We start from the raw sequence: 24,882 nt of genomic DNA, 5'->3' as shown, positions 1-24,882 counted from the left end.
ATTGCATTGCGGAACTGATTTCCTGAATCGCCCCGGCTTTAAATCAGATAGATCTGCTATGCAGCGCCTAAATGACAACCGACACATTTGGGGCACGCATACCAAATAGCTTTGACTCTCTTTTACTCTTCCACTTTCCTACCCGATTACGGATTTTGCGATTAAACGTAGGACCGAAGCGTGTGACAAGAGCACTAGGTGTATCGCCGTATATTTCAGACAAGTCGAAACGACCATCTGCTATTTTTGACAGCAATACCATATATCGCCAAAGTTCGACTGAACTTTTTGCCGTCCGCATTTTATAAGCCCAATGACGGGACCATTGATGACGATCCATTACGTATTTAGCCGCAATATATGCCTGTTGTAGAAAACCACATTCGTCTTTCAAGAGATTTATAGTTTCTAACGCCCAAGCTTCATCTGGTGAGAAACCCGCTACCATTGCAGCTCGGGCTCGATGTGCTGGTTCTAGGCGCTGTCTACGGTCAAAGACATAATCATGAAGGAACACCTCTCTCTTAGCTTCGATAGCCGCCAATACCTCCATCGCTAGTTCATGATCATTGCCGGCACTATCGAGACGAGTGAAGCAGAGAGACTTAACGTCAACTGCCTCGGCAGCCCTCCAAACACTAACAGCATTAAGCTCAACTTTAGCTTTCCCTATTGTAACAAGAACACTGGGATAAACATCGTTCAGGCGTTGATATAAAACCAGCCCAGCTTTCATGTTTCTTTTTGAGATAGTTTCAGCAACAAGACAGGCTATATTATGCACATTGCTGAGCCTTTCATTGTCTAGTTTTTGGAAGCACTCACACCAGCGATCGATGATCGCTGGCACAAACTTTTCTATCGATGACATCAATTGAATAGTAACGGATCTAACAATAAGCTGAGCTCCCGCCATTACCAGCTCACGCTCAAAACGATCAAACACGGACCTATTATGTTCTTGTCGCTTATACCAGGCCTCACTGGTTTCAGCAAATCGCTCTAAACGTTCAAATAAATCCTCTTGTGACTTTCGCTCAGAAACCTCAACAATTCCCGGCAAGTAAATGCCTCCAATATTTTGCTCAATCCTTGGCAAATTACTAGTCACTTTAAATTCTGCAGCTTTGAATATGGCCGTATTTAGACGTTCTGAAATCGCAAGTACTGCACTAGAACCAAGTCTATCAGCCATTAATTCGTAAGCTGAAATCGCGATTCGATCGAGGCATTCTTCGACTGAAATTGATCCATATTCAGCAGCAAGAACAAGGGCCTGGGAGCCATAAAATATTTCGAGTTTTTGAGACGCCTCGTCAAGGGAAGGCGCACTCCATCCTGATTGAACGAGCCCTGAAAGTAGTACTGGATCCGAAGTTGCTTGTGTAAGAGACATGATAGCTAAACGAACATGATAGTCTGTCGACTTCAGTAATGAAATTACAGTATTTTTAGTAATTATGCTGAGGCTGCTAGCTGAGTGCTCGGCAAAGCTAAGAATGCGATATTGAAGAATCTCATTATTCTCCTCTACGGCCTTAACCAGCGAACGCTCCAATGTGTTCTCGTCTATCGGAAGCAATAAACTACAAATATCCCGAAGTATATCTTTATCTGCAGGATGATTTAGCCAAGCACCAAACTGTTCTTCACCATTCATATGAGGAAAGGCAATAAGAAGAGAGTTCTGTGCAGCGATCCATGCTTCGTTATTTTTATCCTCGCCTGCATCCAGTGCTGCCTGGGCTATTTCCGATGCTTTCTCAACATAAAGGCTTGCAACGCGACTTTCTAAGCCTACAGTATGACCCTCTAGTGAAAAAGCAGCCAAGCGGAACTCGATCTCTTTTCGAGTCAAAACCTGATCTGCCAAAGCTCGCAAAACTTCGATAGCCGCGTCTGGGCTAAAACGTGCAAGGCCTGGTTTGGCCATCGAGAAAAAGTGATCATCCAGAGTAGAAGCTCTACTCTGGCTTAGAGTGGCCGGATTAAGTGCTCTATATTTTTTTGCGGTAGCTTCAATATTATCCGGCTTTTTTGATAACGGATCGCAAGGATCTGAAGTACAAAAATCCTCGACTCTTCGCCATCCTGCGATTTGCTCTCGATCTCCAATCAGCGCTTCCGCAATTGAGTCCCCTTCCTCCCAGTCGATACTCTCGCCAGTGGCGCGCAACACATAAACCAGCGCCCACTTTCCCACTTTTGAAACATCACTTTGCCGAAGCAGTTTTGCGGACTCGCGTAGAGCATCACGGGTAGATTCCCAGTCAACCAAATTGAAGTGCAGCAGGTCATCAAAATCGTTGTGTTGACTCCGAAAGCCACCATTAAGCGAGGTCGCTAAACACCAGTTGCGTAAGCTCTCAGCGTATGGGGCGAGCGGCCGCCCAGCTAAAGCACGAAAGGCAAGCATATTAAGCTGGCTATAGTCGCCATGATCGATCCGAATCATACTGTTCAGAAGACGACTCTCGACATCTGATAACGACATAACGATTGCGGAAAGCTCTTTCTCGCGCTCAACCAACTTTTTTTCTCGTTCTTCTGCTTGCTCTGCGGTATTTGATTGGAAAACCATACGTTCTGAGGCTAGTGAATATGTGCTCAGCCAGCGGTGAATACTAGCCGATAGTTGTATCTCAAATTCTGTACTGCCTCGTAATTCACTAACAGCGCGGGTAAGCCAAGAGAGGTTCGATACCGCGTTACGCGAAAGAGAGGAATCCTCTAAAGAAGCTATGAATGCTTTAGGGTTACGAGCGAATAGACTTCGGAATTCTGAATAGTGTAATGAGTCAATATTCTGAAGCATAACAAAACACTTCACCAGCGGACTTATTACCTCTAAATCTGACTTTTCAAGTACTGCGGCGAGAATAGCTCCCATTAAAATATCACTGGTTCGATCAAGCGCACTAATAGGCTCAAGAATATTAGAAAGTGCATCTTCAACACTTTTATTTTTTCTTAATGCCTCTCGTGCTGTCCTTACTAAGGTAAGGCCCAAAGCCAGAGGTAGCCCTTCATCCTTCAAGATATATCTATTAGGATTTTCTTCTGCCACTTCAAAAAAACGCCCGGCCGACGTGATAATGAACTTTTCAGAAACGGACTGATTTGGCCCGCCAGCCTTTAGCATAGGCATGTCAAACTCGTTGAAATCCTCGTGATTCTGAAGTTTGAGACGCTGCACAATATTTTCCGCGTGCGCGCAGATGTCTGCTTTAAATTGTTTGTCGGAAACTTTTGTGCCTTCAGCGGCGTTACCGCTTCGAATATGCTCAAAAAGTAGACGACTAATACTTAATTCGCCAAACGCTTCAATTTCTTCAGTATTGAATAGAGTCGCTGCGACTCCGAAAATCCTAGGATTACGGAGAGTACGCACCATCTCAGCGTCGAGTACAGAAATAGATGTTCCTCGAGCAGTTAAAAGTTCATCTAACTCTGCATCAGTCCACTCAGGCACCTCGACTGAGACTACTCTGCTCAGGAGTTTGCTTTCCAAGCGATCGCGATAGAATACTCGCCGGCAACTCAAAACAAGCCTTCCGCCAACCGGGGCTAATATTTCACTCATTGTATCGATGAATCGAATCCAGTCGACACTTTCTCGCTGATTAATACCATCCATAAGTAAAACCAAGCGAGGCGCCACAGTATCAGGCAAACTTTCCCAATACTGAAAAATATTTAGCCACAATTCTTTCGACTTCTGTGTTGGTGTTTGCTTTGTCTGTGTAAGAATTTTTGAAATCAGAAGATCCTGACAATACTCAGGAGAAGGTTGACCATTGATATCATCTGGAACCATGACTACAGTCAAAGTCCGGCTCGGTTGATGAATCCAAGCTTGCGCGAAAATCCAAGACTTACCGTTACCATCAGCACCTAAAAGCGCTGTAACAGTAGCATCAGGCGCACAAAAAACAAGGTCCGAAACTTTGGCTCTTAGGTCTTTACGATCGATCGTGCGAGTAATCGACTCATCACCAGGGCTAAGCGCCTGGCCAAATGCGCTCCTCGCTTTGTTTTTGTTGCCAAACGCCTGTGACAGCCAAGCTATATTGTTCTCAAGTGCAACGCCAATAAATTGCTCAGCTTTCTGCGGCGTGAGACGAGTACCTACTTCCAATAGATCTTGAACACTCTGCATTTGGTTGGAGAGTTCCCGATGGGAACTTCCAACTAAACCAGCCGTTCCAGAGTCCTCTACTCTTGCGACTATGGATTCCGCCAGAATTGAAATCGTACCTGACACGATGCTAGCAGCCTCTTGTGCCCCTGCTAAAGCAGTTTTGCTATATCGATCTTGAAGCCGATCACATAACTCTTTGGGAACCACGGATCCAAGTGCATGCAGGCGCGCGGCTTTTTTGAGGTCATTCTTCACGGTGTCATCGCTAAGCCAGCCCACAACATTTGGTGTATCAAGGTATTCAGGAGTAATAAAAAAATGTGCTGAAGAATTAATAATATTTTTACTAAGCGAATCCTTTTGCCGCCCACCTGATAAGCGCTGAATCGCATCATCCAATATTGAATCATCAGTGGCTTTTACACCTTCAGGATTTCTCCCTGCTTCTCTTTCGGCCCTTAATGCCTTAGAACTCTTTAGAAATGCCTTGCCGGCAGCTAACAGAACACGAGCAACACTAATTAGGTTCATTTTTAGCCCGAAATAATTATCTAATTGCTTCTACCAATAAAATCGACTGACTTGAACAAGGTCGGTCATCCAGCGACCGAAGCTGCTGTTTCAAATGCCACGTATACATTTCCGGATCAAGATCGCATAAAGTCGCTTCTCATTTTCTATCATCCGGTAGATAAACAATTAGCTAATCTCCATGAACGGAGTAGGTGACAGTATACCTCGTCCATATACAGCTCCTTTAATTAGTGGGCGCCTAGCCGTGCTACCAACAGCTTTTTGTCACCCTGGTCGTCAAGCACATGCATTTTTCTATGGCAGTTGGGGCAAAGTGCAACCGTGTTTTCCACCGTATCGGCTCCACCATGTACGAGCCACTCGATGTGGTGTGTCTCGAGATAAGGTGTCCCATCCTTCCTGTTGAACGGCGAAGCTTCCTGGCATAAATCACATCGCCCCTTGGACCTTCGCTTAGCATGCTCCGCCACCCATTGTGAACGCTGATGCTGCGTAACTTTGGCGCTACGCTTCCCAACATTTGCCCGCCCCTGTCGCCGAGCAAGTACCTCAACCTCGGCGTCACTCAACTTTCGAGCCTGCTTCTCTTTGAGCTGATTTAGTTGCTGCAGCGTGGCATCTGGAATCGCCGGAGGAGCACCCGACTTTAGGCGCAGTGGGAAAACCCAAACGAAACGATCCCGCCCTTCTACGTCAGGCTGCTTCTCTTGGTACGGCTCGTCAGCCAGCACTACCTCACCAATGTAGGTATAGGTCTTGGCAGTAAAGACTTCGAACAGATGGACGGCCACTCCATTGGTGCGCGACTCGTTCAGTGTTCTGTTTTGGTTGAACTCAAGCGACTGGTGATCAAGCTGGCCCATACCGGTGTAATGCAACACGTCATCGACCCAGCGATCGTCATAAATTGACGCCACATGATTCGAAACAATGACAAGTGTGTTGGTCCGATTCGACCTACGCATTCCCCCTTGAGGACTGCAAAGAAACTGAAGCACCAGATCGTCGTTGTTGAGGTTAGAACCAGGGGCTGGGGGAGTGAAATTAGCCATATTTGCGGATGATCTCCTCGGCAATTGGGATGTCGGCAGGAGCAAGTTCGTACTGCAGGAGTTCTTGAGGCCGCACCCACTCAAACAGGTCATGGACCTGCAAGGTAAATTGGGTAGATTGCAACGTGACCATGATGGCGATCAGTTCGATCGTGCCGCCGGGGTAGGTGTACGCAGTGGAAGTGAGAATTTCGCCGGCAACGGACTCAACACCAAGCTCCTCACGTAACTCGCGGGTGATGCATTCCTGAGGAGTTTCTTCGTGTTCAAGCTTTCCGCCTGGAAACTCCCACAAGCCCGCTAGTTTCTCACCAGGGGCCCTACGTGTGATGAGGACTTTCCCATCGAGATGAACGACCGCGGCAGCCACCGGTTTTTTCATGGTGCGATTCCTTATCGCCAAGTCCGTGGGACCAGAAGAAACAAAAGGCCATCATATCCGATTTCGGCCATGACCATTGCGCTGCCCCTAGATCACCAGAGCTTGTTCGCAAAGCGAGCTTTGACGAGGCGCTTTCGGCCCAAGTGCTACGCTGTTTACTCCACGGAGGAACACCGATGCCAAACTCAGACCTGCTCCCTTCTCTACTTTCCAAGCTAAACGAAAACCTGCTCGCCATCGAGGCTTCCATCATGGAGCTTACCAACTGGGTTGAGCAGCAAGGTGGCACTGAAGTAGCCGAGAACGTGCGCGGGGCCCTGGACACCCTCGACCGGAACGAAGAGTTCATCAAGCTGACCCTGGCTGTCCTCATGGCGCCAGACTAAGCATCGTGATTACCTACGTGTGATCATGATCAGAGCGTAAAGCCCCGGTGTAGTCCTCTGATGCTTGCGAAATTGCACTCCACTTGACCACCTGATTGCATCGGTACTGACCACTCGTTTGCATTGCACTTGACCAGTCATTTGCATCGAGCTTGACCAGCACGTTTCGTAACCATGACCGACAGAGAGCGGCCAGAAGCTGCCGTTCGCGTACCCAGCTTCGATCCCGAACGGCCCTAACGCACGCGTTAAGAGGCGTCTGCCAGCGAAGCTGGTAGGCCTATTGTGGAACAGCCAGTTAGGCTAGCGAACGAAGACATGAATTGCTTCTGGCTTAACGAATCAGCCCGTCGGGCACCAATCTGCTTCGCAGGTATTCCTCATCTGCGTACTTGTTTGGATCCTGAAGCAACTCTTCGATGAGTGGCTGAGTCGCGGCAAGCTGGACTCTTATCAGAGAGGCTTTGGATAGCAGCAAGTGAATTGATGCCCCCATAGACTTGTTCATGGCCTCCCGGCCCTCTTGACCAAACGCTCCGCGAAAGCTCATTTGATACGCACTCCGTTCAATTATTGAGTTAAGTACTTCCATTTGCATGATCAGCGACATTAATTCTGCGCGAAGTTTGTGGTGTGTGATTTCGCCTGAACGAATCAGGTCAGACGCTACAAAAAATTGAAATTTGATACCGGGAACCGTCGTGCCGGACTGATAAAGATCTTTATCACCTTGCAAAAGGTTGCAAACCTGAATGTTCGAGATGATTTCGGCTGAAAGCGCGGTAATTCTAGATACAAGCAATGCTCTAGCTAAGCGATCCTTCTCGGCTATAGCCTCATTGGATTGAGTGAACGTCACATAAAACTGAGCAAAGACTGTGAGAGCTGCAACGCTCGCGACCAAAGAGAAAACAGAAGATGCGCTTTCAATGGCCTCGCGCCATGCTGGTTTGCCAAGCCACGCTATTAGGACTGCGAAACACAGCACACCGATTAGAACAAGAAGTGCCTTTAACATAGGAGAGTACTTTCGAATCTGAGGCAAGGAGCCTAGCGTTTGGTTAAGGGGCAGGGTTTAGCCCGTCCCGAGCGGATGCAATCTGTGGTCAGGTCGAATACAAACGGGTAGTCAAGTCAGCACAATTGCCCAGACGCTCTCGCATCCTCATGCAGTGACTACCGCCTGCCTATCCGATGACGCCGTGCCGGCACTGAATTTTTGCTTCAGTGCTTTGGAGTTCGGCGCCTTCTTGGATCCTTTAGGCAAGCTAATTTTCTCACCGTCGTGGACTCCATATATCGAGTCCTTAAGATCCCCAGAAAGGTGAATTACCCCCTTCTCGTCAATCTTCAGCTTACCCAGGTCGTAGAGGGTGTGAATGTCTGCCCTCAACAGTATTCCGTTTGTGACGTGATTCGTTTTGTCGCCTGCGTATGACTTGATGTGAGCCGCTTCTAGGACAGCTTCAACGGTGCAGCCTGTCACAGCACAACGCCCTTCATAGGCTTCCAGAAGCTCACTTCTGAACTTCGGCTGCCCTCTTCGCCTTACGATCGCCGCAAAGACTTTCTTACGCTCATCGATGACGCTATCGGGGTCAAAGGTGCCCTCTGATTCCGCCTCTTGCTCAGCGACCAGTATCTCAACAGGGACTATCGGCCGCGGTATGCTCACCCCAAATACCGTTGCGACAAAGCTGTTGAGGTCTCCGTAGTCATCATCAATCCGACCGAGGCGATCACGTTTAATCTGAGTGAACCCTCGATAACCGTTGTACAGGTAATTGATTGCGGGCTCGGATGCCACATGCATGCGGACGGGCTTAGGCTCACTCAGGATGTACATGTACTCCCAAGTTTTCCCTTCTGCGTCCAGTCCCCAGATACTTTCTGCAAGAGCCCGGTTATGCAGCTTGAACAATACAGACGAAACGTACTGGTAGTGGTTGTCATAGGCAGTGAGGACTATGTCCCCTTCGCTCATTTCCTCCCACGTCGGTATGTTCTTCTCGCCAGGAACAGCGCCCCACGCAAAGAATCCATTACCTTCAGGTAGCAGAGACTTTACGTACGAGGCTTCATCTGGAGGAAGGGCAGCGTCCAGCTTTAAAAACGAGACGGGGCTTGAGATCGAGTCGCTGATATGAGCTCGAGCAATAGCCTTCCCAGCGGTAAAAATAAACAGCTGATTCATCAGTACTCCGTGTACTTCTTGGATTGTCCTTTGACCAGCTCAGCTGGGTATTTCTCAGCGTTGTGCTTCAGCTTTTCCTCAGCAGCACCGATCAGGTCGATCCCTGTTACGGAGCAAAAACGCAGCAGGTAGATGAAGATATCGGCTACCTCATGCTCAACAGCCGTCTTTTTCTTGGCGCTTAGATCCGTGAAGGCTTCCTGAGGATCAAGCCATTGGAAAATCTCCATCAGCTCCGATGCCTCAACTGTCAAAGCCATGGATAGATTCTTAGGAGTATGAAATTTCTCCCAATCTCTCGCCTTGGAAAAAGCATCCACCTTCTGCTTGAGCAGATGAAGTTTGTCGGTTTGATTCGCCGCTTCACTCATGTCGATTCCGCTGATAACCCATATCGTTAGAATCTACCATCATTCGGCCACCTCGTGAGACCTCGTGCACGACCCCTCATGAGAGCCGGGGCTCCTTACCATCACCTAACCACGTGGTCCCACTGCCGTGTTTACTGGAGCAGTGACCTCAGCGTGATCGTCGTCGCCTCCACTGGACTGCAATACCTGGATATAAGGTGAAAACCTCGCTGCCAACGCTCGCGCCGACGCGGCAGAGGCACCAGTATTAGGGTTCTCAGCAAGGCGAATCAGGGCATTCCGCACCGGTGCGCTCTCGTAAAGACGGGCAAACCCACCAATAGCTCCAGCGATAGGGATTGCTTTAAGACCTGCGGCGGAAGCAGCTGCAAACCCGCCGATGCTGTAGTTCTGCTGGCCGGTGTTTGTCATGACGCCAGCTTGTCCGGCACGCCGGGTGGCGTCTAAAACCTGGCGCAACCCTTCAAGTTGCCGGCGATCGGCATCCCTGAAAAAGACGTTTGTCTGAGCCGGCATCTTGCTCAGATTATTCAGGAATCGATCCGGAGACAGCCCATCTACGCCTTGTGAATCTCTGAGAAGCTTTTGAATGATCGTCGCACGGGCAGCTTGCCTTCCCTCTGTATCCAGGCTCTGAAACAGACTCCGGACCTCGCTTGGTTTGCGACTGAAAAGTAAGCCCTCAGCGACTTCAGGGGTAACATCTCCCTTATCGAGCACCAACTTCATCCGTGAGTTGCTGACCCTAGAGGCGCTACATAAACGACCCTGCGATGAAGCCAACCCCTGCACCAATTGCCGTACCGATTGGACCGAAATACGACCCGACCATAGCGCCGGTGGTAGCCATGCCAACCTGGCCCTGTTTGGTATTGGCCTTGGCCTGCTGATTCATTTGGTCCTCTGCCTGTTTGGCCTGTTGTTGCTGCTGAGAGAGCTGGGAAAGGCCTTGCATGGCCTCTCCTTGCATTTGCTGCTTCAATCCGATCAATCCATACGCCATGGCTTAAACAGACCAATGGACCGGCAGACACAAATGTTCGCTAGCCGGCAAGTTTCATGGTTTGTCCAGGCATCGCTTCTGAGAGCAGCCATTCAGCTGTGAACTGCCCAAACGACGCATCCGCTAATAAATGGGCATAGCGGGTCTCTCCCGAGTACTCAGTACGAGGCAAGGATTCAGCTGCGAGCCATTTGTAAATGGCACGTCGGCTCACGTTGCAGATGATCGAGGCCTTAGCAACCCCTCCCACTTTGGTGATTGATTTCTTGAGTGCGCTCATCGAATGCCTTCCGACCAGATAAATGAACTGTAAGTACATAATATGTCGGAACTGAAAGTACATGCAAGCACGTGCGATATTGAACTCATGGTACAGACAGAAGATATTCGCAGTGCTTTCATCTCCAGGCTTAAAGAAGCCATGGAGGACAATGGCATTCCTGCGTGGGGAGGAGGAAAGCAGCTCGCCAAAATTGCCGGAGTTACAGAAAAAGCTGTCAGCAAATGGCTCAACGGAGAGTCAATGCCTGGGCGCGCTAACATGCAAACTCTCGCATCCAAACTCAAAGTGAGAACTGAGTGGCTTCAGTACGGGAGCATCCCTAAAGCTGCAGGCCCCCTTTCTAACTATCAAGCAAGCCCAGCTTTTACACCTGATATCGTGCCCCTCCGTCCAGGAACAGAAGAATCAACAGACTGGGAAAAATTCGCGTTCATCAATCAATATGACGCTAAAGCAGCAGCCGGACACGGCTACGACAATACCCACGTTGTTCTACGTAACGTTCTGGCATTCAAGCGGGATTGGCTGCGCGCCAAGGGCGTTTCACCCAAAAACCTCGATGTGATCTATGCCCACGGTGACAGCATGTGGCCAACGATCAGTGATCACGACGTTCTGCTGGTCGATAAATCTAAAGTTGAGCCGGTGGATGGCCAAATCTTCGTCATGGGGAACCTTGACGGCGCCATCGTTAAGCGCCTGATGAAGTCCGAACTGGGTGGTTGGATCATCCGAAGCGATAACCCGAACAAGATCATGTACGGCGATGAAGGCTTGCCGGACGGCGAGATCTACGAGCACCGTATACTTGGCCGAGTGATCTGGCGCGGTGGAGATCTGTAGGAGCCTTTATGCCCCTCACCAAGCCCAACCAGCAACTGCGTCGCGATCTTAAAGCTATCGCATCCAACGTTGAGCGGTCCTGTGTCGATCTGGTCAAGTTCGCGGAAAAGCTCAGCGATGCCGATGCCATAGCATTGATGGGGCTGGTGGGTACGCTCTATGAGGAAGCTGACAGGCTGGTGGGTTATGCGGATGAGATCAAGGTCGGACGAATAACACGAAGCAAACCCGAGTAGGCGCGTGGTTTGGCGCAGCGGGATGCTGTGACGGCCGCGCTCGACACAAGAGCCCAGTTGCTTTGCAGAATTCGCCGGAACAACGGCGAAATCCGAGGGATGACTTTGGATAGAGAGTTGTTTCGAAATGGCGCCTCGAAGACCAAGGCAGGATACTTTTTATGGATTTAAACGAGAAAGAGAACAAGCCTGTAACTGCAAAGGAGCTATTGACCGTAATGGCGTCATACCACAGCGCCATTGCCAGACTAGGTTCAGGGCTGATTAGCCTTTCAGGTGTGTTGATGGAAAGCAATGACCCCGTCGTCAAAGAGGCAGCTGGAGTTTCCTGGGAAAAATTAAACGAATTTATCGGATTCATGGACCAGGCGGCTGAAAAACTAGGCTCCCTAATTGGCGAGGAGACAGGTCATGAAGGAGAATGACTTAAAGAGTAGTGTGAGCTATCTTCGTGAGGAGTTCCGCAGAGCCGCCCCGCACGGAGACGATCGAAAGGGAGGCGGCGGCGGAGACAATTCTGGTGGCAACGGAGGAGGAAGTGCATTGGAACAGCGCGTAGCTGCACTTGAGAAAGTATCCCAAGAAATACGGGAGAAGCTCGTACGCGTGGAAACAAAGCTCGAGTCTCTCGAAAAGACGACCGCTTCAAAAACTGATATCGCGGATCTAAAAACGGCTATCGCGGAAGGCTTTACCTCCCAAACAAAGTGGTTTATCAGTACAGCGATCGCCTTGGCCGTTATTGCTTTCACTGCAGCAAAATTCATACACGCATAAGCATACAGCTTAGCTGCCAGAGCCCGGCCCAGCGCCGGGCCTCTTGTTTCTACGACATCCTTTTCACCCGCCGTTCACAGGATAGGGCGCAAATTGCCCCTACTCCTTTGCAGAATTCCCTTTAGGCCCATTACGGGCCATTTTTTTTGCCTGCTGCTACGCTCTCCATGCCATCGAATGGAGCCGGAGCCATGCCCTCCCCTGGATACTCCCTCCCCGACACCCTCGAACGTATCTACGAAAACCAACTCGCCCTGGAAGCCGCAATGATGGACCTGACCCTACTCGTCGAGAGCCTGGGCCATGACGTGGCCGGAGATAACGTACGCGGCGCCTTGCACACCATTGGCGAGAACGTGGGCATATCAAGCAGGGAGTGGCTAGGCTGCCCTCGATGTCAGAGAGCAGGCCCGCCTAAAGCTGATAGAGCATATGCGCCAGTTAAGCGGCACCCACACCCAGTCAGAAGCGGCCGCAGCCCTCGGCATCAGCCGGAGGAACGTCTACAAGCACGCCAAGCTGAACGAGATTACCTTCAAGAAACCAGCCCGGGGCGGTGCAAGCGATAGGCACCGGCAGGAACAAATCGAGGCCCGAGACGCGAAGTACGCCGAACGGATCCGTGCCTTCCTGGAACTGGGCATAACCCGACGGCAGGCTTGCGGAAAACTGGCAATAGGCAACAAAGCCTTTGAGCGGATCATCGCCAACCACGACATCGACTACCCGAAAGCGCGCCAAGGCAGCACTTCATGCGCCGCATAGCCCGCACTCAGCAACGTAAACGTCAAACCTGGCTCGCACTGCCGGCCAGCGGAATAGAAGAGGTAGGCCATGGCCAAGTCAGTACAGGAACGGTCGGCCAAAACTGCCAGGAAGCGTGTGGCGGCAGCCGAAGAGGAATTGAGACTCCGTGTCCGCCCCGGAACGCGGCAGGCGCTGGCCGACCTGATGGAGTGGTCAGGCATTACTGAGCAGGGCGAGGCAATGACGCTGATGATTCATCACTTGCACGCGATGGGCGCTGCGAAGTGCCAGCCTCTACTGAATCCGCCGCGCCACGAAATCGAGATATCTCAAAACGTGGCGCGGGAATTCCAAAACAAAAGCCTTCTCGCCATCCAGAAAGACCCCGGCGACGAGATCATCGAGCCTACGAATGCAATCCGTTCCCCATAAAGGTGTTCATGGGATTGAAGTAACCACTACCGTCGTTAATTGTAAATAGCACTGATTGAGCCAGAAGAATGTCTCGGAGTTTCTGAAGGTCAGCTGTTTCCAGTGGCTGCTTTATCAGCAGCGTTCCTACCCCTCCATTCGTTTTGGGGTCAGATTTATGAATAACCTCAAAATCCGCGAGGGACACCAGCAAGCCTTCGTAACCTCCGATTATGCGACTAGATCGAGCAAGCTTTGCATGGACGGCAAAGGCCATTGCGTAGTTTGCAAAGACTGGGTCGGGCAACTGGGTCTCCTTCCACTCCATGCCAGCTTTGCTTTCTATCCAATAGGGTCCCTTGCCAAAGAACTCCTGATGAGTTTCTGCAACATGGGCCAAGTCATAGGTAGATTTCACTGTGCTACCAATTTCAAAGACGGGTCCTGACATGCTCACAACAAGCATCGATGCAGCGGCCAGGCCTTTTAGGTAGGCGACCAGATCTTCTGTCTCAACCCGAACCTTCATCTGCCATCTCCTTGATCCAGCTCCATGCCGGTCACCCGTAATACCCCATATCAACGAAAACACCAACACCTGAACAAGTCACCGGCTGTTGAGGATGTCCTCAACATTGCTCGCGTGACTACTGGCGGACTCCGCTGCCGAGTAGGCGTCATCGGCAATGTCCCGGGCATCCATGGCGTAGTACGCAGACACTCCCGCCAAAATCAGCGTGAGCAAGTTGGTGGCAATCAGAATTTTGAGCAGCTTGTTCGTATCCATACCGGCTCCTTTGTGAGTCGCACCAATACCCCATATCAACGAATCACGCCAGCAATAAAGGGCGCTCTACTAGCTAAACTCCACTCGTTAAAGTCACACCTTCGACCGGTTCTTCGCCGGTATACATCGGAGCAGAGATACTTCCTCCCGAACCTGGGGCATCCGATTTTATTCCACAAGCTAGACGGTCTAGCTTTTCAGCCTGCTCGATGACGACCATGTTTAGTTTCTCAATTTGAAGATTTGCCTCTACTTCAGAATCTTTGATTACATTGCCCGAATCATCGAGCAAACCACGGGAGTGCGGTAGGCGTTCTCTAAAAGCTATAGACTCAGCATGTGTGGCAAACATTAGCAGCATTTGCTTTGTAGGCTGATTCCGCGGATCAAATCTCAGAGTCATGCTTTTTTCATCAGCGGTCAGCTGAGTAGATCTACCCCCAGACAATTCTGAATTACGATGGGATAGAAGCCAGCACGCGAAACCTCCCACCCCGAATACAAATGATCCCGCGAGAGGCACTTCCCATCCAGCCTTACCATGCCATAGAAAGGCACAGCTAGCTAACAAACTGACGCCGGACAAAACTAGACAACCGACTGTAAATATCTGGCTTTTTTGAGGGGTAAGGGAAACTGTCGTTTCGAACTTTCCTTCAACGCTCATATTAAGCAGCCCCAATGGAGATAGTGCCATCTTCATGGTACGTCGGTGCAAAATAAGGAAATTGATTTTTCATGTAATTATTTCGCACGTGAAATAACCGCACAATATTCAAAATCATACCTTCGAATATTATCGAAGTATGCTCATCGATATAGCAACGATCTAAACGAATTGAAGTCGTTGCGACATGAAGCATGCAACTGTCAAATCTGCAATTCTGGAACTGCCATCCATCTAGACGCATCGTTTGATCTTTAAACCACTGTCCTTTAACGATTGGATTCACAGAAAATCCAAGCGCTTGAGCAAGGTTACTAGATGATCCAGGTGGTGGTGGCGCTGGGGGGAAACTCAATTTTATATGCCTATGCAGGTTAAGGTTTTAATTCAAACGAAAGATAACTCACGAAAACCACTTCCGCCATCGAGGCGTTATTAAATGCGGAAAATTCACCTAAGAGATCAAATGACCGGCCTGCCCGACCTCAACTTCGCCGCCTTCCACGCCATGACCACGAACCTGCGCGCCGGCGGCCACACCGTCACCAATCCCGCCGAACTCAACCCCGGCGGCGGCACCTGGAACGACTGCATGCGCCGCGACATTGCCGCCCTGATGGACTGCGACACCGTGGCCACCCTGCCCGGCTGGGAGCATTCAAAAGGTGCCCGCCTGGAAGTCCTGATCGCCGAACGCCTCGGCATGACGGTTGTGAGTGCCCATGATCTGGTAACGAGAGAGGCTGTATGAGCGACGTGGAGCGATTGACGCAGCAAGGTGTCGGGGCATCAGAGAGGAAAGGTTTCTGGGTTCACGCCGGTGACTTCAACCAGAAGATTGAGCAGGGGCAGGCGCGTGAAGCGTACCTGGCCGGAGAAATTGAAAAGTGGACAGCGCTCAGCGGGGAGAACTTCAAGCGCGCCCAGATCCTGAGACTGGAGCGTGACGCCCTGCAACAGCTGCTAAATCAACGTGACGAACAGATCGAAACCTTGAAGCAGCAGCCCCGGGCCACACTGGCAAATGCGCCGCTCGTTTACGGCTCGCTCGACGCTGCGCAGCGCCTGGGCCTGTGCCTGTGCCGGGGCGAACCCGCGCCGGTAGCGGTGGTGCTACCTGAGCAATTGATTGCAGCCATTGAGGCTGAGCAGGAACGACTATCCCAGGAAAATTACCTGATGGATTCAGAAGACTGCGTAAAGGTCAGCCGCGCTACTGCTCGCAGAGATTGAGCGCCTGGATCGTGTAGGCCTGATAAGCCACCAACTCGTCCGGAGAGACGAGAACGGAATGTTCTGGCACGCAGACCTACCACCGTTCGATGAGGGTGACGGCGACAAGTGTAAGCAATGGCTCGCCAAGCAAGGTCTGACAGTGAAGATGGTGGGCATTGAAAACGCGGACGATGAGATCTCTGAGCGCTATTTCAAATCGGGCGACCCGGACTGCAGCTACTGGGAGCCTAACCGGCCTGATGGTGAGGACTGGTTCTGTCTTTCTATCCACGATACTGACGACGGCCCGGTCTGCTGGTGGGCGCGCCGGGAGGTGACGCCATGAGCCGCAGCGGATATAGCGATGATTACAGCGGATGGGATCTGGTCTGCTGGAGGGGAGCTGTCAATTCTGCGCTCAAGGGTAAGCGCGGGCAGGCCTTCTTGATTGAACTGCGTGATGCACTGGAGGCGATGCCGGCTAAGCGTCTTATCGCAGACTCGCTGCAAGCTGATGGTGAGTTCTGCACCATCGGCGCGCTAGGGGCGAAACGTGGCGTCGATATGAAGGCGCTTGATCCGGACGACCGAGAGGCCGTAGGCGAGGCCTTTGATATCGCCCCTGCCATGGCATCAGAGATCGTTTTCATGAACGACGAAGCCAGTTGGCAGGCAGAAACGCCGGAACAACGCTGGGTTCGCATGCGCGATTGGATCACCTCTCAAATCAAAGTCGAAACAGCCTAACCCTCATCCTCCTAAATGCCTGCCGGCGAGCGGCTGGCCACCTTCTGCCGCCAAACGCGGTGAGGACCACCTCATGGAAATACAAAGCGAAACCCTCGCCGAGGAAGAGCTGACAACTATCACTGGCTATCTGCTCCCATACAAACAAATCCAATGGCTAACTGACAACCGTTGGGAGTTCGTTCTAACCGGTGCCCGGCGCCCAATCGTGGGTCGGGTATACGCTCGGCTGAAACTTGCAGGCGTTAAGCCTTCGGCGTCTAACGCAGTCGCCGAAACCTGGACGCTCGACCTTTCGAATGTGAGTTGATCTATGCGCCAGAAAAGCACAGCAAATCGAGATCTGCCACCGCGGATGATACGGCGCATCCGGAAGGGAAAAACCGGAAAGGTTTGGATATCGTATTACTACGATGGCAGGACTGCCGACGGTAAACGGAAGGAAATCCCGCTGGGCACAGACCTCGACCAGGCCAAAGTAGAATGGGCCAGACTTGAACGCAAGGCACCACCTAAACCCAACCACCTGATGGGCCACGTGTTCGACCGGTATGAAAAGGAAATCATCCCAGGCAAGTCCATTCGTACTCAGTCCGACAACCGTAAAGAACTCAAGCAGCTCAGAAGAGCATTTGAGAGCGCGCCCATTGAGTCGATTACACCCCAGGTAGTGGCTCAATATCGCGATGCTAGAACAGCTAAGGTAAGGGCCAACCGTGAGATCGCCCTGCTCTCCCATGTGTTCACCATCGCACGTGAATGGGGCCTGACTGAAAAAGCGAATCCTTGCTTTGGTGTTCGCCGCAACAAGGAAAAGCCGCGGGACTATTATGCCGGTGAAACCGTATGGAACGCGGTATACGCGGAGGCGGTACAGGAGCTCAAGGACGCGATGGATCTTGCCTACCTGACAGGCCAACGCCCCGCCGATGTGCTCAAGATCGCAGCCACCGACTTGAACAACGGCTTTTTGCTGATTGGTCAGGGCAAAACTGAAAAGCGTCTACGCCTTCGTTTGGAGGATGCAGGCGTACAGTCCGGGCTGAGCACCTTTATCGATGACCTGCAGGAGCGCAGATCCATCAATGGTATTAGGGCCTCAACCCTGATCACCAATGCGTCAGGGCTTCGAATGAGCCAGCAGATGCTGCGCAATCGGTGGGACGACGCACGGGAGAAGGCAGCAATCAAGGCCGCGACTGATGGTGACCCGGTACTGGCCGCCACCATTCGGCAGTTTCAGTTCAAGGACATCCGGCCGAAAGCTGCCAGCGAGATCGAACTAACGCACGCAAGCCGCCTGCTGGGCCACTCCACTGAGGAAATGACCAAGAAAGTATATCGGAGAATTGGTGAAATTGTTAAACCCACGAAATGACCAACTATGCGAATTTATCACCATCGGTAAAAACGGACAAAAGCAGCCCTTCAGACTTATCAAAGTCCTACTAGAGTGATTAGCGCTGAAAGTATTAGGCATTTACGCAAGCACAATATAATTTAGCTATCTCGAGTATGAACTAGGTTTAGGAAAACCCCCACGCACAACTACCACAACAATCACAACTGACGAATGACCGACCTGATGATCAAAAACTTGAATATCATCTTCAATAATACCTACGGGTGTAGATTTTGGAGATACGTCAAGGACAGACAGGATACCAATGCGTTTTCCCAAGCCGATTGCATATAAGGCAGTTTGATTAAAAAAATTAGAAAAATCTTTAGGGAACAGGGTTTTTCGGTGTTCGACCTTTAACTCTATCGGAATATTCCGAAATGTTAGATCGGTAATCCCGCCTGCCGCTTCAAGGTGCCCCTGTAGACCTTCACCAATATCACTACGGCTCCGAAGTATTTCAGTAGATTTTTTTTGGAAAGCTCTCTCCGACGTACCGACCTCAAACGTTGCATCTTTCAAAGCTTGGCCAGCAATATTTCCAAGTCCACCAAGGACAATCATCGCATTAGATAAGTCATCAGAGTTCAAGCCAGGGTAAGCTCTCAACCTATTTCTAATACTGAGGAGGTGCCGATCGACACTAGAGAACCCACTTAATGGATCAGAAACCACGTCTACGCCTTCAAGCAACAAACGGCGATGCCCTACAACTGCCACATCGAGACATTTACTCATATCGTCGAACTCTGCAGCATAAAGAAATTCGTATGGTCTCGATCCGAACGATTGGGCTACCTCCAGAACGGCACGTCCCGTACCAGTAAGAGAAAACGGGCCACCGCCCTTAGGCTCATTAAACTTAAAGGATGGTAGCCAGCTCTGCTCCCGGACATCTATCGTTACAGGCCTCAGCGAAAGAGCACCTGCACCTTTTGGCCAATGTGAAACCCTCACTTCAACTGTGAGATCATAAGCTGTTCCTGGTTTAAGATAGTTCCAATTTTTTGCAGGCTCCCCGTCGATATCAAACTTCAAAAATGCTACAGTCGACTCGAGTTTCTCAAGTTTTTTTGAGCTTCCATTAAGATTCGGAACGCGAAGGCCCTGTCCATTTCGATGGCGTAGATTGGAAAAGAGAAGTAGTGGTAAGCTCCAACACTTCAAGTACCTTTGGATAGTAGTCAACTCGCCAACCTCTTTTAGGCACTCGATCTTCTCTAAAAAAATAACTAGCCGCTCATTAGCAGCAAAACTCAAGGATGGATCGATTTCCGACGATCTTAGCTTTGCAGAACTAAGAAACCTTTGGGAGTCTTGCACAGCATTACGTACACTATGTTTCCACTCCGCCAAAGGGGTAAATATGGAAACCGCAGTACAATACGCCCGATACTGATCTTCGACCGCCCCTTTATCAAGCTCTGAAAGTACCGCTTCAAAATTTAGGCAAGCCACCTTAAGTAGCTCAATCTCAGGCTGTGATGGTTTCAAAGCGCCCTCTAGTGCAGCCGCAACCTCAATCCTCGAAGAAAAAACTCGGCGGAATATTTCTAAGTTTGGATCGCTCTTCATTCTCACACTCCAGATTAATAACAGTCTTACCCCAACTTTCAATCAGCTCCCCGAGCTCATTTCCAGTCTCTATGGCATTTTCTATATCGGAAGCTGTCGCTACCAAATCGACTTCAAGTCGCCATTGCTCGTTGCGAGCTTCCGCTGGAATGCTTGTAATTAACTCTCTTAGACAAGTACTTACGACTGCATATTCCCCAGCCTTACTCAGCGCCGCTGAGTATAGAAGAGACTCGAAAAAATTATTTGGCTTGAATGGCTTAAGAGAAAAAAAAGCATTTCTCATCTCATCCACACAGCCTTTTAATTCAAAGTGTGAAGTTTTCAAAATAACAGACGCACAGTCGTCAATAGAGATGGAGCGAGTATATCCACTTTGAATTGACTTCAGCGCCACCTTGACGAACCCAGGAACATCTTCGAACCCATAATGTAACCGATCAATGGCGTGGTAAAGGGCATGCCCCTCCAAATCAATCAAAATACCAGAAATGAAACTTCCGATACTTCCCTTTTTTTCCTCAGGTGAAAGACAAAGAAATACAAGCGCGTCTAAACAGTCGACAACGAATTCTTCCTGCTTACCCTTTTTGGAGTAATGCAAAACTAAATTCCAAAGCCCACCATTGATAAAATTCCGTTTCTCTTTGGGAAATGGCCTATGTCGTAGAGTACGCACGGCTGCTCGATGAACAATTACGTATGGGTCTGCCAGCAAGACAGAAATTGACTCAAGGAATAGATCAGGGAAGTTCTTCACCAGAGCGTACGGCACCTTCTCCCACGCCTGTACTGCACTGCAGCGGACGACTGCACTTTCGTCCATGAGGGCACGATACCAATCTGAGAGCACTAGTGTAATGCTCTCAACCCCGCTTAATAATTTTGAAAAGTGCGATATCATTTTACCGCGCATTTGCGCCTGCTCTTGGGGTAAATTTCTATATAACTTGAGAAAATCCTCTACACCTTCGCGCCCCTTAGATTTCGCTCCAATTGCAGCCCATTCAATCAGAGCCGCCTGCAAATTTTCAATCGATGCACGCCTATTTCGCCTATCCATTTCCTCAAGCACTTCACTTGAAAACTCCAGAGGGCGCTCTGCATCCACATCTTCATATCTCTGACTCAGAGTAGCCGCAGCGCCCACTAACTCATAAAAGAACTCAGATCCAAGTTTAGAGAATTCATCCCAGGAGTGCCTGAAGAACTGCCCGGCGTCGCTCATACCATCCTCTGGAGTTTGCATTGCAATCCAAAGCAGTCGTTTAAATGCTATTCTTTGTGCATCTCCTATTTTAGCCACTTCCCGATAGTTACTTTTAAGAACAGACCTATAGATTTTACTAGCTTCTTCTCTACCGACACTATCATTATCAGCGAGATACGACTGGATGATTGTATCCGCCAGATCTGGAAAAATTTCCAGGAGCTTCGAAGCTGCTTCCCGGAGATAATAGATCGCACTACTGTCTCGCCGCTCGCTCGGCAGCAGGGTACGCCTTCGCATTAACGTGGAGATGATTTTTCTAGCGTGTTTTTTAAGCAACTCAGCGTTATCAGAGGCGAGTATAATCGCAACGCCCCCTCCAATTGCTCCTGGATTAGTATCGTTCAGCAGCAGATCGATCTCGCCGCAAATTTCAGAATATCTCTTCTGGAAGAGCGAATGAAACGGCACAGCATTTATTATCACTCTATGGTTGCGCCCAAAGCTAGAGCTAGGCGGAGGTTCTAAAGCTATCGATACAAAGCGGTGCACAATCATTCTTAAGTCGTTGTTTGAAAGTTTTTCCGCGCCCGACAAAATCACATCAATAGCCGCTGATGACATCTCATAAGAGCTTATCAGGCGGACGGCCACCGAAACTTTCTCATCAGGTTCTAAAGAGGCTTTAAGCATAGCCTTTGCGGCAGGTATCGAGTACGGCAGGTTTTCGTTTAGTACTATTGGTAATAGTTGCTGAACAATTTTCCTACTAAACGTCTCAGGGGCAAGGTTTGCAAGCTCTTCCAGGCGTGGATCGTCTCTTGCAACTCCTTCTCGATCAAGCTCATCCAATAAGTCTAAAACAAAAGTTTCTTCTAGAGTCAGCTTATAACGAAGTTTGGATCGCTCATCCTGTCGATGGGACTGCTTCTGCTTTCTTAGCGCTTCCTCTTCCTGGCGTACTCTTCTCCGATTTTCGGCAACCTTCTCCCTAGGACCAATAAAATCCATAATATTAGGGATACCTACTGGAACTCGCTTGTCACAATTTTTACAGTTATTTTTATAAAAATCGTAAGCAGCATCTTCTAACAGCCATGCCTGCATCGAATTCATTTTGGAGAACTTGCATTGGACACCCATGTGCCCAATTGGAAGGTTGGTTTCAGCTTCAATCATTCCTCTACCAGGAGACCTGACGAATTCAGCATGAAAGCACCAGTTACTCAATAACTTAGATGCTCGGAGATTGCGCTGACCGGCTTCGACCGCGTCCTTATAACTATTTTCAAAATCGTCCATTTTGGCCACCCCACGCACAGCTTCAAGAATGCTAATAAATAAAAGAAGCCACGGATTTTTATCATGGTTTTTATGAGCACGGGAGCATGATACCCAGCTATGCTCGTTATTCATCATGGCTCGATGATATCGCAATGAAGGAACGTAATGAAACAAGCTCGAGCGGTAGGTTGAAGTCGTACGGACCAAACGAAATGCAAAGCAATTCAGCTTGCAGGCTGATTAGGGTCAGAAGCGACGCCTGGTAACGACTCTCTTTAAATCAGAATAGGCGGCTGATGAACAACCAGACCGGATAGATAGGTGAGTCGGCTCGCCCGCGTTTTTAGAGGTAGTTTTCGATCTCCAGAGCCCAACGCAAGCAGATACTACTCATGCCAATAATGACACTTCAATTAGGCGACAAACGCCACGTTGCGGAAGCGAATCAAAAAATTGCGGAAGTGATCGTCAAAACGCAGGCAATAAAAAGCCCCGTAGATCACTGATCTACGGGGCTTTTAAGAGTGGAGGCCGAGGTCGGAATCGAACCGGCGTAGGCGGATTTGCAATCCGCTGCATAACCATTTTGCTACTCGGCCTCAAACGGTCAATGTCCCTAAAGCTGACACTCACCGCATACAAACTTGAGTGGGCTACGTAAAACCTGCCACCACTCTATATCATTGAAAACATTGAAGTTTTTTCTGCTTCAGTGCGTTCGATGGGCGCAATTATGTACTCATTTGCCGAGGCTTGCAACCCCTTGATTTCAAAAAATATTCCGCTGCAAAGCGCGGATATTGTAGGAGCGAGCATCCTCGCCCCTACGCTCGGCGGCCTTAATAACCCAAGGACAATCCCGTATTGCGCCGTGGGTCGTTAGCGCCATAGAAGCGGTTTTTGCCCACCGGCTTGCCATCCAGGGACGGTGCGCCGACCAGAATTGCCGCCAGGTGGTTGGCATCCTGAGGACCTGCAAACGTGTGGCCCCAGCCTTCGAGGATTTTCTGAGTGTCGGGACTCAGGGCAAACGTCTCGATATTGGTCGCCTCAGGCAGCCATTGCTGGTGGAAGCGCGGTGCATCCACGGCCTCCTGAATGTTCATCTTGTAGTCGATGACATTGAGGATGGTCAGCAAGGTGGCGGTAATGATGCGGCTGCCACCGGGCGTACCGACCACCATCACGGCCTTGCCATCCTTGGTGACGATGGTCGGGCTCATGGACGACAGCGGGGTTTTGCCCGGGGCGATGGCGTTGGCTTCGCCCTGGACTAAACCGTACATGTTCGGCACGCCGATCTTGGAGGTGAAGTCGTCCATCTCGTCGTTGAGGATTACCCCGGTCTTGCTGGCCATAACGCCGGCACCGAACCAGTCGTTGAGGGTGTAGGTCACCGACACCGCGTTGCCCCACTTGTCGACGATGGAATAGTGGGTGGTGTTGTTGCCTTCATGGGGAGAGACGCCGGGCTTGATGTCCTGGGAAATCCCGGCTTTTTGCGGCGCGATGGCGGCCCGCAGTTTGGCGGCGTAGTCCTTGTCCAGCAGGTGGGCGACCGGATTCTTCACGAAGTCCGGGTCACCGAGGTAACTGTTGCGGTCGACGTACGCGTGACGCATGGCCTCGATCTGATAGTGCAGCCCTTGGGCCGAGTGATAGCCCAGTTCGGCCATCGGGTAGCCTTCAAGGATGTTCATGATCTCGCAGATCACCACACCGCCGGAGCTCGGTGGCGGCGCGGAGACTACGTGGTAACCACGGTAGTCGCACTCGATGGGCGCCAGTTCGCGGGTTTTGTACTTGTCCAGGTCAGCCTGGGTGATAATGCCTTTGCCGGCCTGGCTGGAGTCGACAATCGACTTGGCCACCCAGCCCTTGTAGAAGCCGTCGGTACCCTTGGCGGAGATTTCCCGCAGGGTTTTTGCCAGGTCTTTCTGCACCAGTTTCTGGCCAACCTGCATCGGCTCGCCGTTGTGCAGGAAGATCCCGCGCAGGTCCTGGTCCTTTTTGAATTCGTCGGTGGCGGTGTGCAGCAGGTCGATATCACCCTGCTCCAGTTCGAAGCCGCTTTCCGCCAGCTTGATGGCTGGGGCAATCACCTGAGCACGTTTGAGGGTGCCGTATTTGCTCAGGGCCAACTCCATGCCCGACACAGTACCAGGTACGCCAACGGCCAGGTGCCCTTTGGAACTCAGGTCGGGGACGACATTGCCTGCCTTGTCCAGGTACATGTCGGCAGTGGCCGCCAACGGGGCTTTTTCGCGGAAGTCGAGGAAGGTCTTGCGCCCATCTGCCAATTGGACGGTCATGAAGCCACCACCGCCCAGGTTACCGGCGGCCGGGTAAACCACGGCCAGGGCATAACCCACTGCCACCGCCGCATCCACGGCGTTGCCGCCAGCCTTGAGCACATCGACGCCAACATGGGTCGCCAGGTGCTGGGCCGTGACTACCATGCCGTTTTCGCCACCCACCGGGGCCTGGGACGCCGCCTGCACACCGCTGACGGTCAGCACCAGCGCCGTGGCTATCAATGTTCGGGTAAAGGGTTGGTAGTTCATCCGTGGATACTCTAGTTATTTGAAGCGTTAAAAGTAGCCCTTCCAGGATCCAATGCCCAAGCACCATGGCG

At 50.6% G+C, this 24,882-nt stretch carries 28 protein-coding genes, 1 tRNA gene and 1 pseudogene; 14 read left to right on the top strand and 16 right to left on the bottom strand.

All coding sequences use genetic code 11. The features are described from left to right. Positions 1 to 67 precede the first annotated feature (67 nt). From HKK55_RS09520 to HKK55_RS09510, 3 genes are all read right to left on the bottom strand, one after another. Positions 68 to 4,672 carry a hypothetical protein gene (locus tag HKK55_RS09520; RefSeq protein WP_169354421.1) on the bottom strand — a complete coding sequence of 1,535 codons (4,605 nt, stop codon included), beginning with the start codon at positions 4,670 to 4,672 and terminating at the stop codon, positions 68 to 70. Between the two features lie 230 nt (positions 4,673 to 4,902). Then, a complete protein-coding gene (locus HKK55_RS09515) occupies positions 4,903 to 5,727 on the bottom strand; it encodes an HNH endonuclease signature motif containing protein (protein WP_237151333.1) in 825 nt (274 codons plus the stop codon). After that, positions 5,720 to 6,109 (bottom strand): (deoxy)nucleoside triphosphate pyrophosphohydrolase, encoded by a 390-nt coding sequence (locus tag HKK55_RS09510; protein ID WP_169354420.1) that lies wholly within the window; start codon positions 6,107 to 6,109, stop codon positions 5,720 to 5,722. The genes HKK55_RS09515 and HKK55_RS09510 overlap by 8 nt, the downstream gene beginning before the upstream one ends. Before the next feature lie 176 nt (positions 6,110 to 6,285). Between HKK55_RS09510 and HKK55_RS09505 the strand changes: the two genes are divergently transcribed. Beyond that, positions 6,286 to 6,495, top strand: coding sequence for a hypothetical protein (locus HKK55_RS09505; protein WP_065873923.1), 210 nt, complete (start codon positions 6,286 to 6,288; stop codon positions 6,493 to 6,495). Positions 6,496 to 6,829: 334 nt separating this feature from the next. Here the strand turns inward: HKK55_RS09505 and HKK55_RS09500 are convergent, their stop codons facing one another. The 6 genes from HKK55_RS09500 to HKK55_RS09475 all read right to left on the bottom strand — a co-directional run bounded on the left by HKK55_RS09500 (position 6,830) and on the right by HKK55_RS09475 (position 10,343). Continuing rightward, positions 6,830 to 7,513, bottom strand: a complete 684-nt coding sequence (locus tag HKK55_RS09500) for a hypothetical protein (RefSeq protein ID WP_169354419.1) — start codon at positions 7,511 to 7,513, stop codon at positions 6,830 to 6,832. 147 nt (positions 7,514 to 7,660) lie between these two features. Continuing rightward, positions 7,661 to 8,689 carry an HNH endonuclease gene (locus HKK55_RS09495; RefSeq protein WP_202020923.1) on the bottom strand — a complete coding sequence of 343 codons (1,029 nt, stop codon included), beginning with the start codon at positions 8,687 to 8,689 and terminating at the stop codon, positions 7,661 to 7,663. Then, positions 8,689 to 9,060 (bottom strand): nucleotide pyrophosphohydrolase, encoded by a 372-nt coding sequence (locus HKK55_RS09490; protein ID WP_169354418.1) that lies wholly within the window; start codon positions 9,058 to 9,060, stop codon positions 8,689 to 8,691. Before HKK55_RS09490 ends, HKK55_RS09495 begins: the two co-directional genes overlap by 1 nt. A gap of 105 nt (positions 9,061 to 9,165) precedes the next feature. Then, entirely contained in the window at positions 9,166 to 9,789 is a 624-nt protein-coding gene (locus HKK55_RS09485) for a hypothetical protein (protein WP_169354417.1), read from the bottom strand. A gap of 25 nt (positions 9,790 to 9,814) precedes the next feature. Continuing rightward, entirely contained in the window at positions 9,815 to 10,015 is a 201-nt protein-coding gene (locus HKK55_RS09480; protein WP_169354416.1) for a bacteriocin, read from the bottom strand. A gap of 88 nt (positions 10,016 to 10,103) precedes the next feature. After that, positions 10,104 to 10,343 carry a hypothetical protein gene (locus tag HKK55_RS09475; protein ID WP_169354415.1) on the bottom strand — a complete coding sequence of 80 codons (240 nt, stop codon included), beginning with the start codon at positions 10,341 to 10,343 and terminating at the stop codon, positions 10,104 to 10,106. 42 nt (positions 10,344 to 10,385) lie between these two features. Here HKK55_RS09475 and HKK55_RS09470 point away from each other — a divergent pair, with 42 nt between their 5' ends. The 7 genes and pseudogenes from HKK55_RS09470 (at position 10,386) to HKK55_RS09445 (ending at position 13,381) form a co-directional block, all read left to right on the top strand. After that, on the top strand, positions 10,386 to 11,189 hold the full coding sequence (locus tag HKK55_RS09470; protein ID WP_237151332.1) for a S24 family peptidase: 804 nt from the start codon (positions 10,386 to 10,388) through the stop codon (positions 11,187 to 11,189). Between the two features lie 8 nt (positions 11,190 to 11,197). Continuing rightward, positions 11,198 to 11,425, top strand: coding sequence for a hypothetical protein (locus HKK55_RS09465; protein WP_169354413.1), 228 nt, complete (start codon positions 11,198 to 11,200; stop codon positions 11,423 to 11,425). Between the two features lie 161 nt (positions 11,426 to 11,586). Continuing rightward, a complete protein-coding gene (locus HKK55_RS09460; protein WP_169354412.1) occupies positions 11,587 to 11,850 on the top strand; it encodes a hypothetical protein in 264 nt (87 codons plus the stop codon). Then, positions 11,837 to 12,202 carry a hypothetical protein gene (locus HKK55_RS09455; RefSeq protein ID WP_169354411.1) on the top strand — a complete coding sequence of 122 codons (366 nt, stop codon included), beginning with the start codon at positions 11,837 to 11,839 and terminating at the stop codon, positions 12,200 to 12,202. Before HKK55_RS09460 ends, HKK55_RS09455 begins: the two co-directional genes overlap by 14 nt. 191 nt (positions 12,203 to 12,393) lie before the next feature. Then, positions 12,394 to 12,620 (top strand): annotated as a pseudogene (locus HKK55_RS29260) (hypothetical protein). 14 nt (positions 12,621 to 12,634) lie between these two features. Continuing rightward, entirely contained in the window at positions 12,635 to 12,967 is a 333-nt protein-coding gene (locus HKK55_RS09450) for a hypothetical protein (protein WP_169352804.1), read from the top strand. Positions 12,968 to 13,036: 69 nt separating this feature from the next. Next, positions 13,037 to 13,381, top strand: coding sequence for a hypothetical protein (locus HKK55_RS09445; protein ID WP_169354410.1), 345 nt, complete (start codon positions 13,037 to 13,039; stop codon positions 13,379 to 13,381). Here HKK55_RS09445 and HKK55_RS09440 read toward each other — a convergent pair. The 3 genes from HKK55_RS09440 to HKK55_RS09430 form a co-directional block, all read right to left on the bottom strand. Then, positions 13,356 to 13,889: a hypothetical protein gene (locus tag HKK55_RS09440; protein WP_169354409.1), complete on the bottom strand. Its 534-nt coding sequence runs from the start codon at positions 13,887 to 13,889 to the stop codon at positions 13,356 to 13,358. The genes HKK55_RS09445 and HKK55_RS09440 overlap by 26 nt on opposite strands. 78 nt (positions 13,890 to 13,967) lie before the next feature. After that, positions 13,968 to 14,147, bottom strand: a complete 180-nt coding sequence (locus HKK55_RS09435; RefSeq protein WP_169354408.1) for a hypothetical protein — start codon at positions 14,145 to 14,147, stop codon at positions 13,968 to 13,970. Positions 14,148 to 14,220: 73 nt separating this feature from the next. Next, positions 14,221 to 14,850, bottom strand: a complete 630-nt coding sequence (locus HKK55_RS09430; protein WP_169354407.1) for a hypothetical protein — start codon at positions 14,848 to 14,850, stop codon at positions 14,221 to 14,223. A gap of 403 nt (positions 14,851 to 15,253) precedes the next feature. Here HKK55_RS09430 and HKK55_RS09425 point away from each other — a divergent pair, with 403 nt between their 5' ends. The 6 genes from HKK55_RS09425 (at position 15,254) to HKK55_RS09400 (ending at position 18,154) form a co-directional block, all read left to right on the top strand. Beyond that, positions 15,254 to 15,565 carry a DUF4406 domain-containing protein gene (locus tag HKK55_RS09425; RefSeq protein WP_169354406.1) on the top strand — a complete coding sequence of 104 codons (312 nt, stop codon included), beginning with the start codon at positions 15,254 to 15,256 and terminating at the stop codon, positions 15,563 to 15,565. Beyond that, positions 15,562 to 16,047 carry a hypothetical protein gene (locus HKK55_RS09420; protein ID WP_169354405.1) on the top strand — a complete coding sequence of 162 codons (486 nt, stop codon included), beginning with the start codon at positions 15,562 to 15,564 and terminating at the stop codon, positions 16,045 to 16,047. The genes HKK55_RS09425 and HKK55_RS09420 overlap by 4 nt, the downstream gene beginning before the upstream one ends. 58 nt (positions 16,048 to 16,105) lie before the next feature. Beyond that, on the top strand, positions 16,106 to 16,375 hold the full coding sequence (locus tag HKK55_RS09415; RefSeq protein ID WP_169354404.1) for a hypothetical protein: 270 nt from the start codon (positions 16,106 to 16,108) through the stop codon (positions 16,373 to 16,375). Continuing rightward, on the top strand, positions 16,372 to 16,776 hold the full coding sequence (locus tag HKK55_RS09410) for a hypothetical protein (protein WP_169354403.1): 405 nt from the start codon (positions 16,372 to 16,374) through the stop codon (positions 16,774 to 16,776). Before HKK55_RS09415 ends, HKK55_RS09410 begins: the two co-directional genes overlap by 4 nt. Positions 16,777 to 16,849: 73 nt before the next feature. Next, positions 16,850 to 17,086 carry a DUF4224 domain-containing protein gene (locus HKK55_RS09405; RefSeq protein WP_169354402.1) on the top strand — a complete coding sequence of 79 codons (237 nt, stop codon included), beginning with the start codon at positions 16,850 to 16,852 and terminating at the stop codon, positions 17,084 to 17,086. A gap of 3 nt (positions 17,087 to 17,089) precedes the next feature. Further along, positions 17,090 to 18,154 (top strand): tyrosine-type recombinase/integrase, encoded by a 1,065-nt coding sequence (locus tag HKK55_RS09400; RefSeq protein WP_169354401.1) that lies wholly within the window; start codon positions 17,090 to 17,092, stop codon positions 18,152 to 18,154. A gap of 126 nt (positions 18,155 to 18,280) precedes the next feature. Here the strand turns inward: HKK55_RS09400 and HKK55_RS09395 are convergent, their stop codons facing one another. The 4 genes from HKK55_RS09395 to ggt all read right to left on the bottom strand — a co-directional run bounded on the left by HKK55_RS09395 (position 18,281) and on the right by ggt (position 24,811). Further along, positions 18,281 to 19,753 carry a hypothetical protein gene (locus HKK55_RS09395; protein ID WP_169354400.1) on the bottom strand — a complete coding sequence of 491 codons (1,473 nt, stop codon included), beginning with the start codon at positions 19,751 to 19,753 and terminating at the stop codon, positions 18,281 to 18,283. Continuing rightward, entirely contained in the window at positions 19,698 to 22,379 is a 2,682-nt protein-coding gene (locus HKK55_RS09390) for a hypothetical protein (RefSeq protein WP_202020922.1), read from the bottom strand. The genes HKK55_RS09395 and HKK55_RS09390 overlap by 56 nt, the downstream gene beginning before the upstream one ends. Positions 22,380 to 22,772: 393 nt before the next feature. Then, positions 22,773 to 22,846, bottom strand: a tRNA-Cys gene (locus HKK55_RS09385). Between the two features lie 240 nt (positions 22,847 to 23,086). Beyond that, entirely contained in the window at positions 23,087 to 24,811 is a 1,725-nt protein-coding gene (gene ggt / locus HKK55_RS09380; RefSeq protein WP_169354399.1) for a gamma-glutamyltransferase, read from the bottom strand. Positions 24,812 to 24,882 lie beyond the last annotated feature (71 nt).

The organism is Pseudomonas sp. ADAK18, assembly GCF_012935695.1.
Taxonomy (GTDB): Bacteria; Pseudomonadota; Gammaproteobacteria; order Pseudomonadales; family Pseudomonadaceae; genus Aquipseudomonas.
This window is presented reverse-complemented; position numbering and strand designations above follow the sequence as displayed.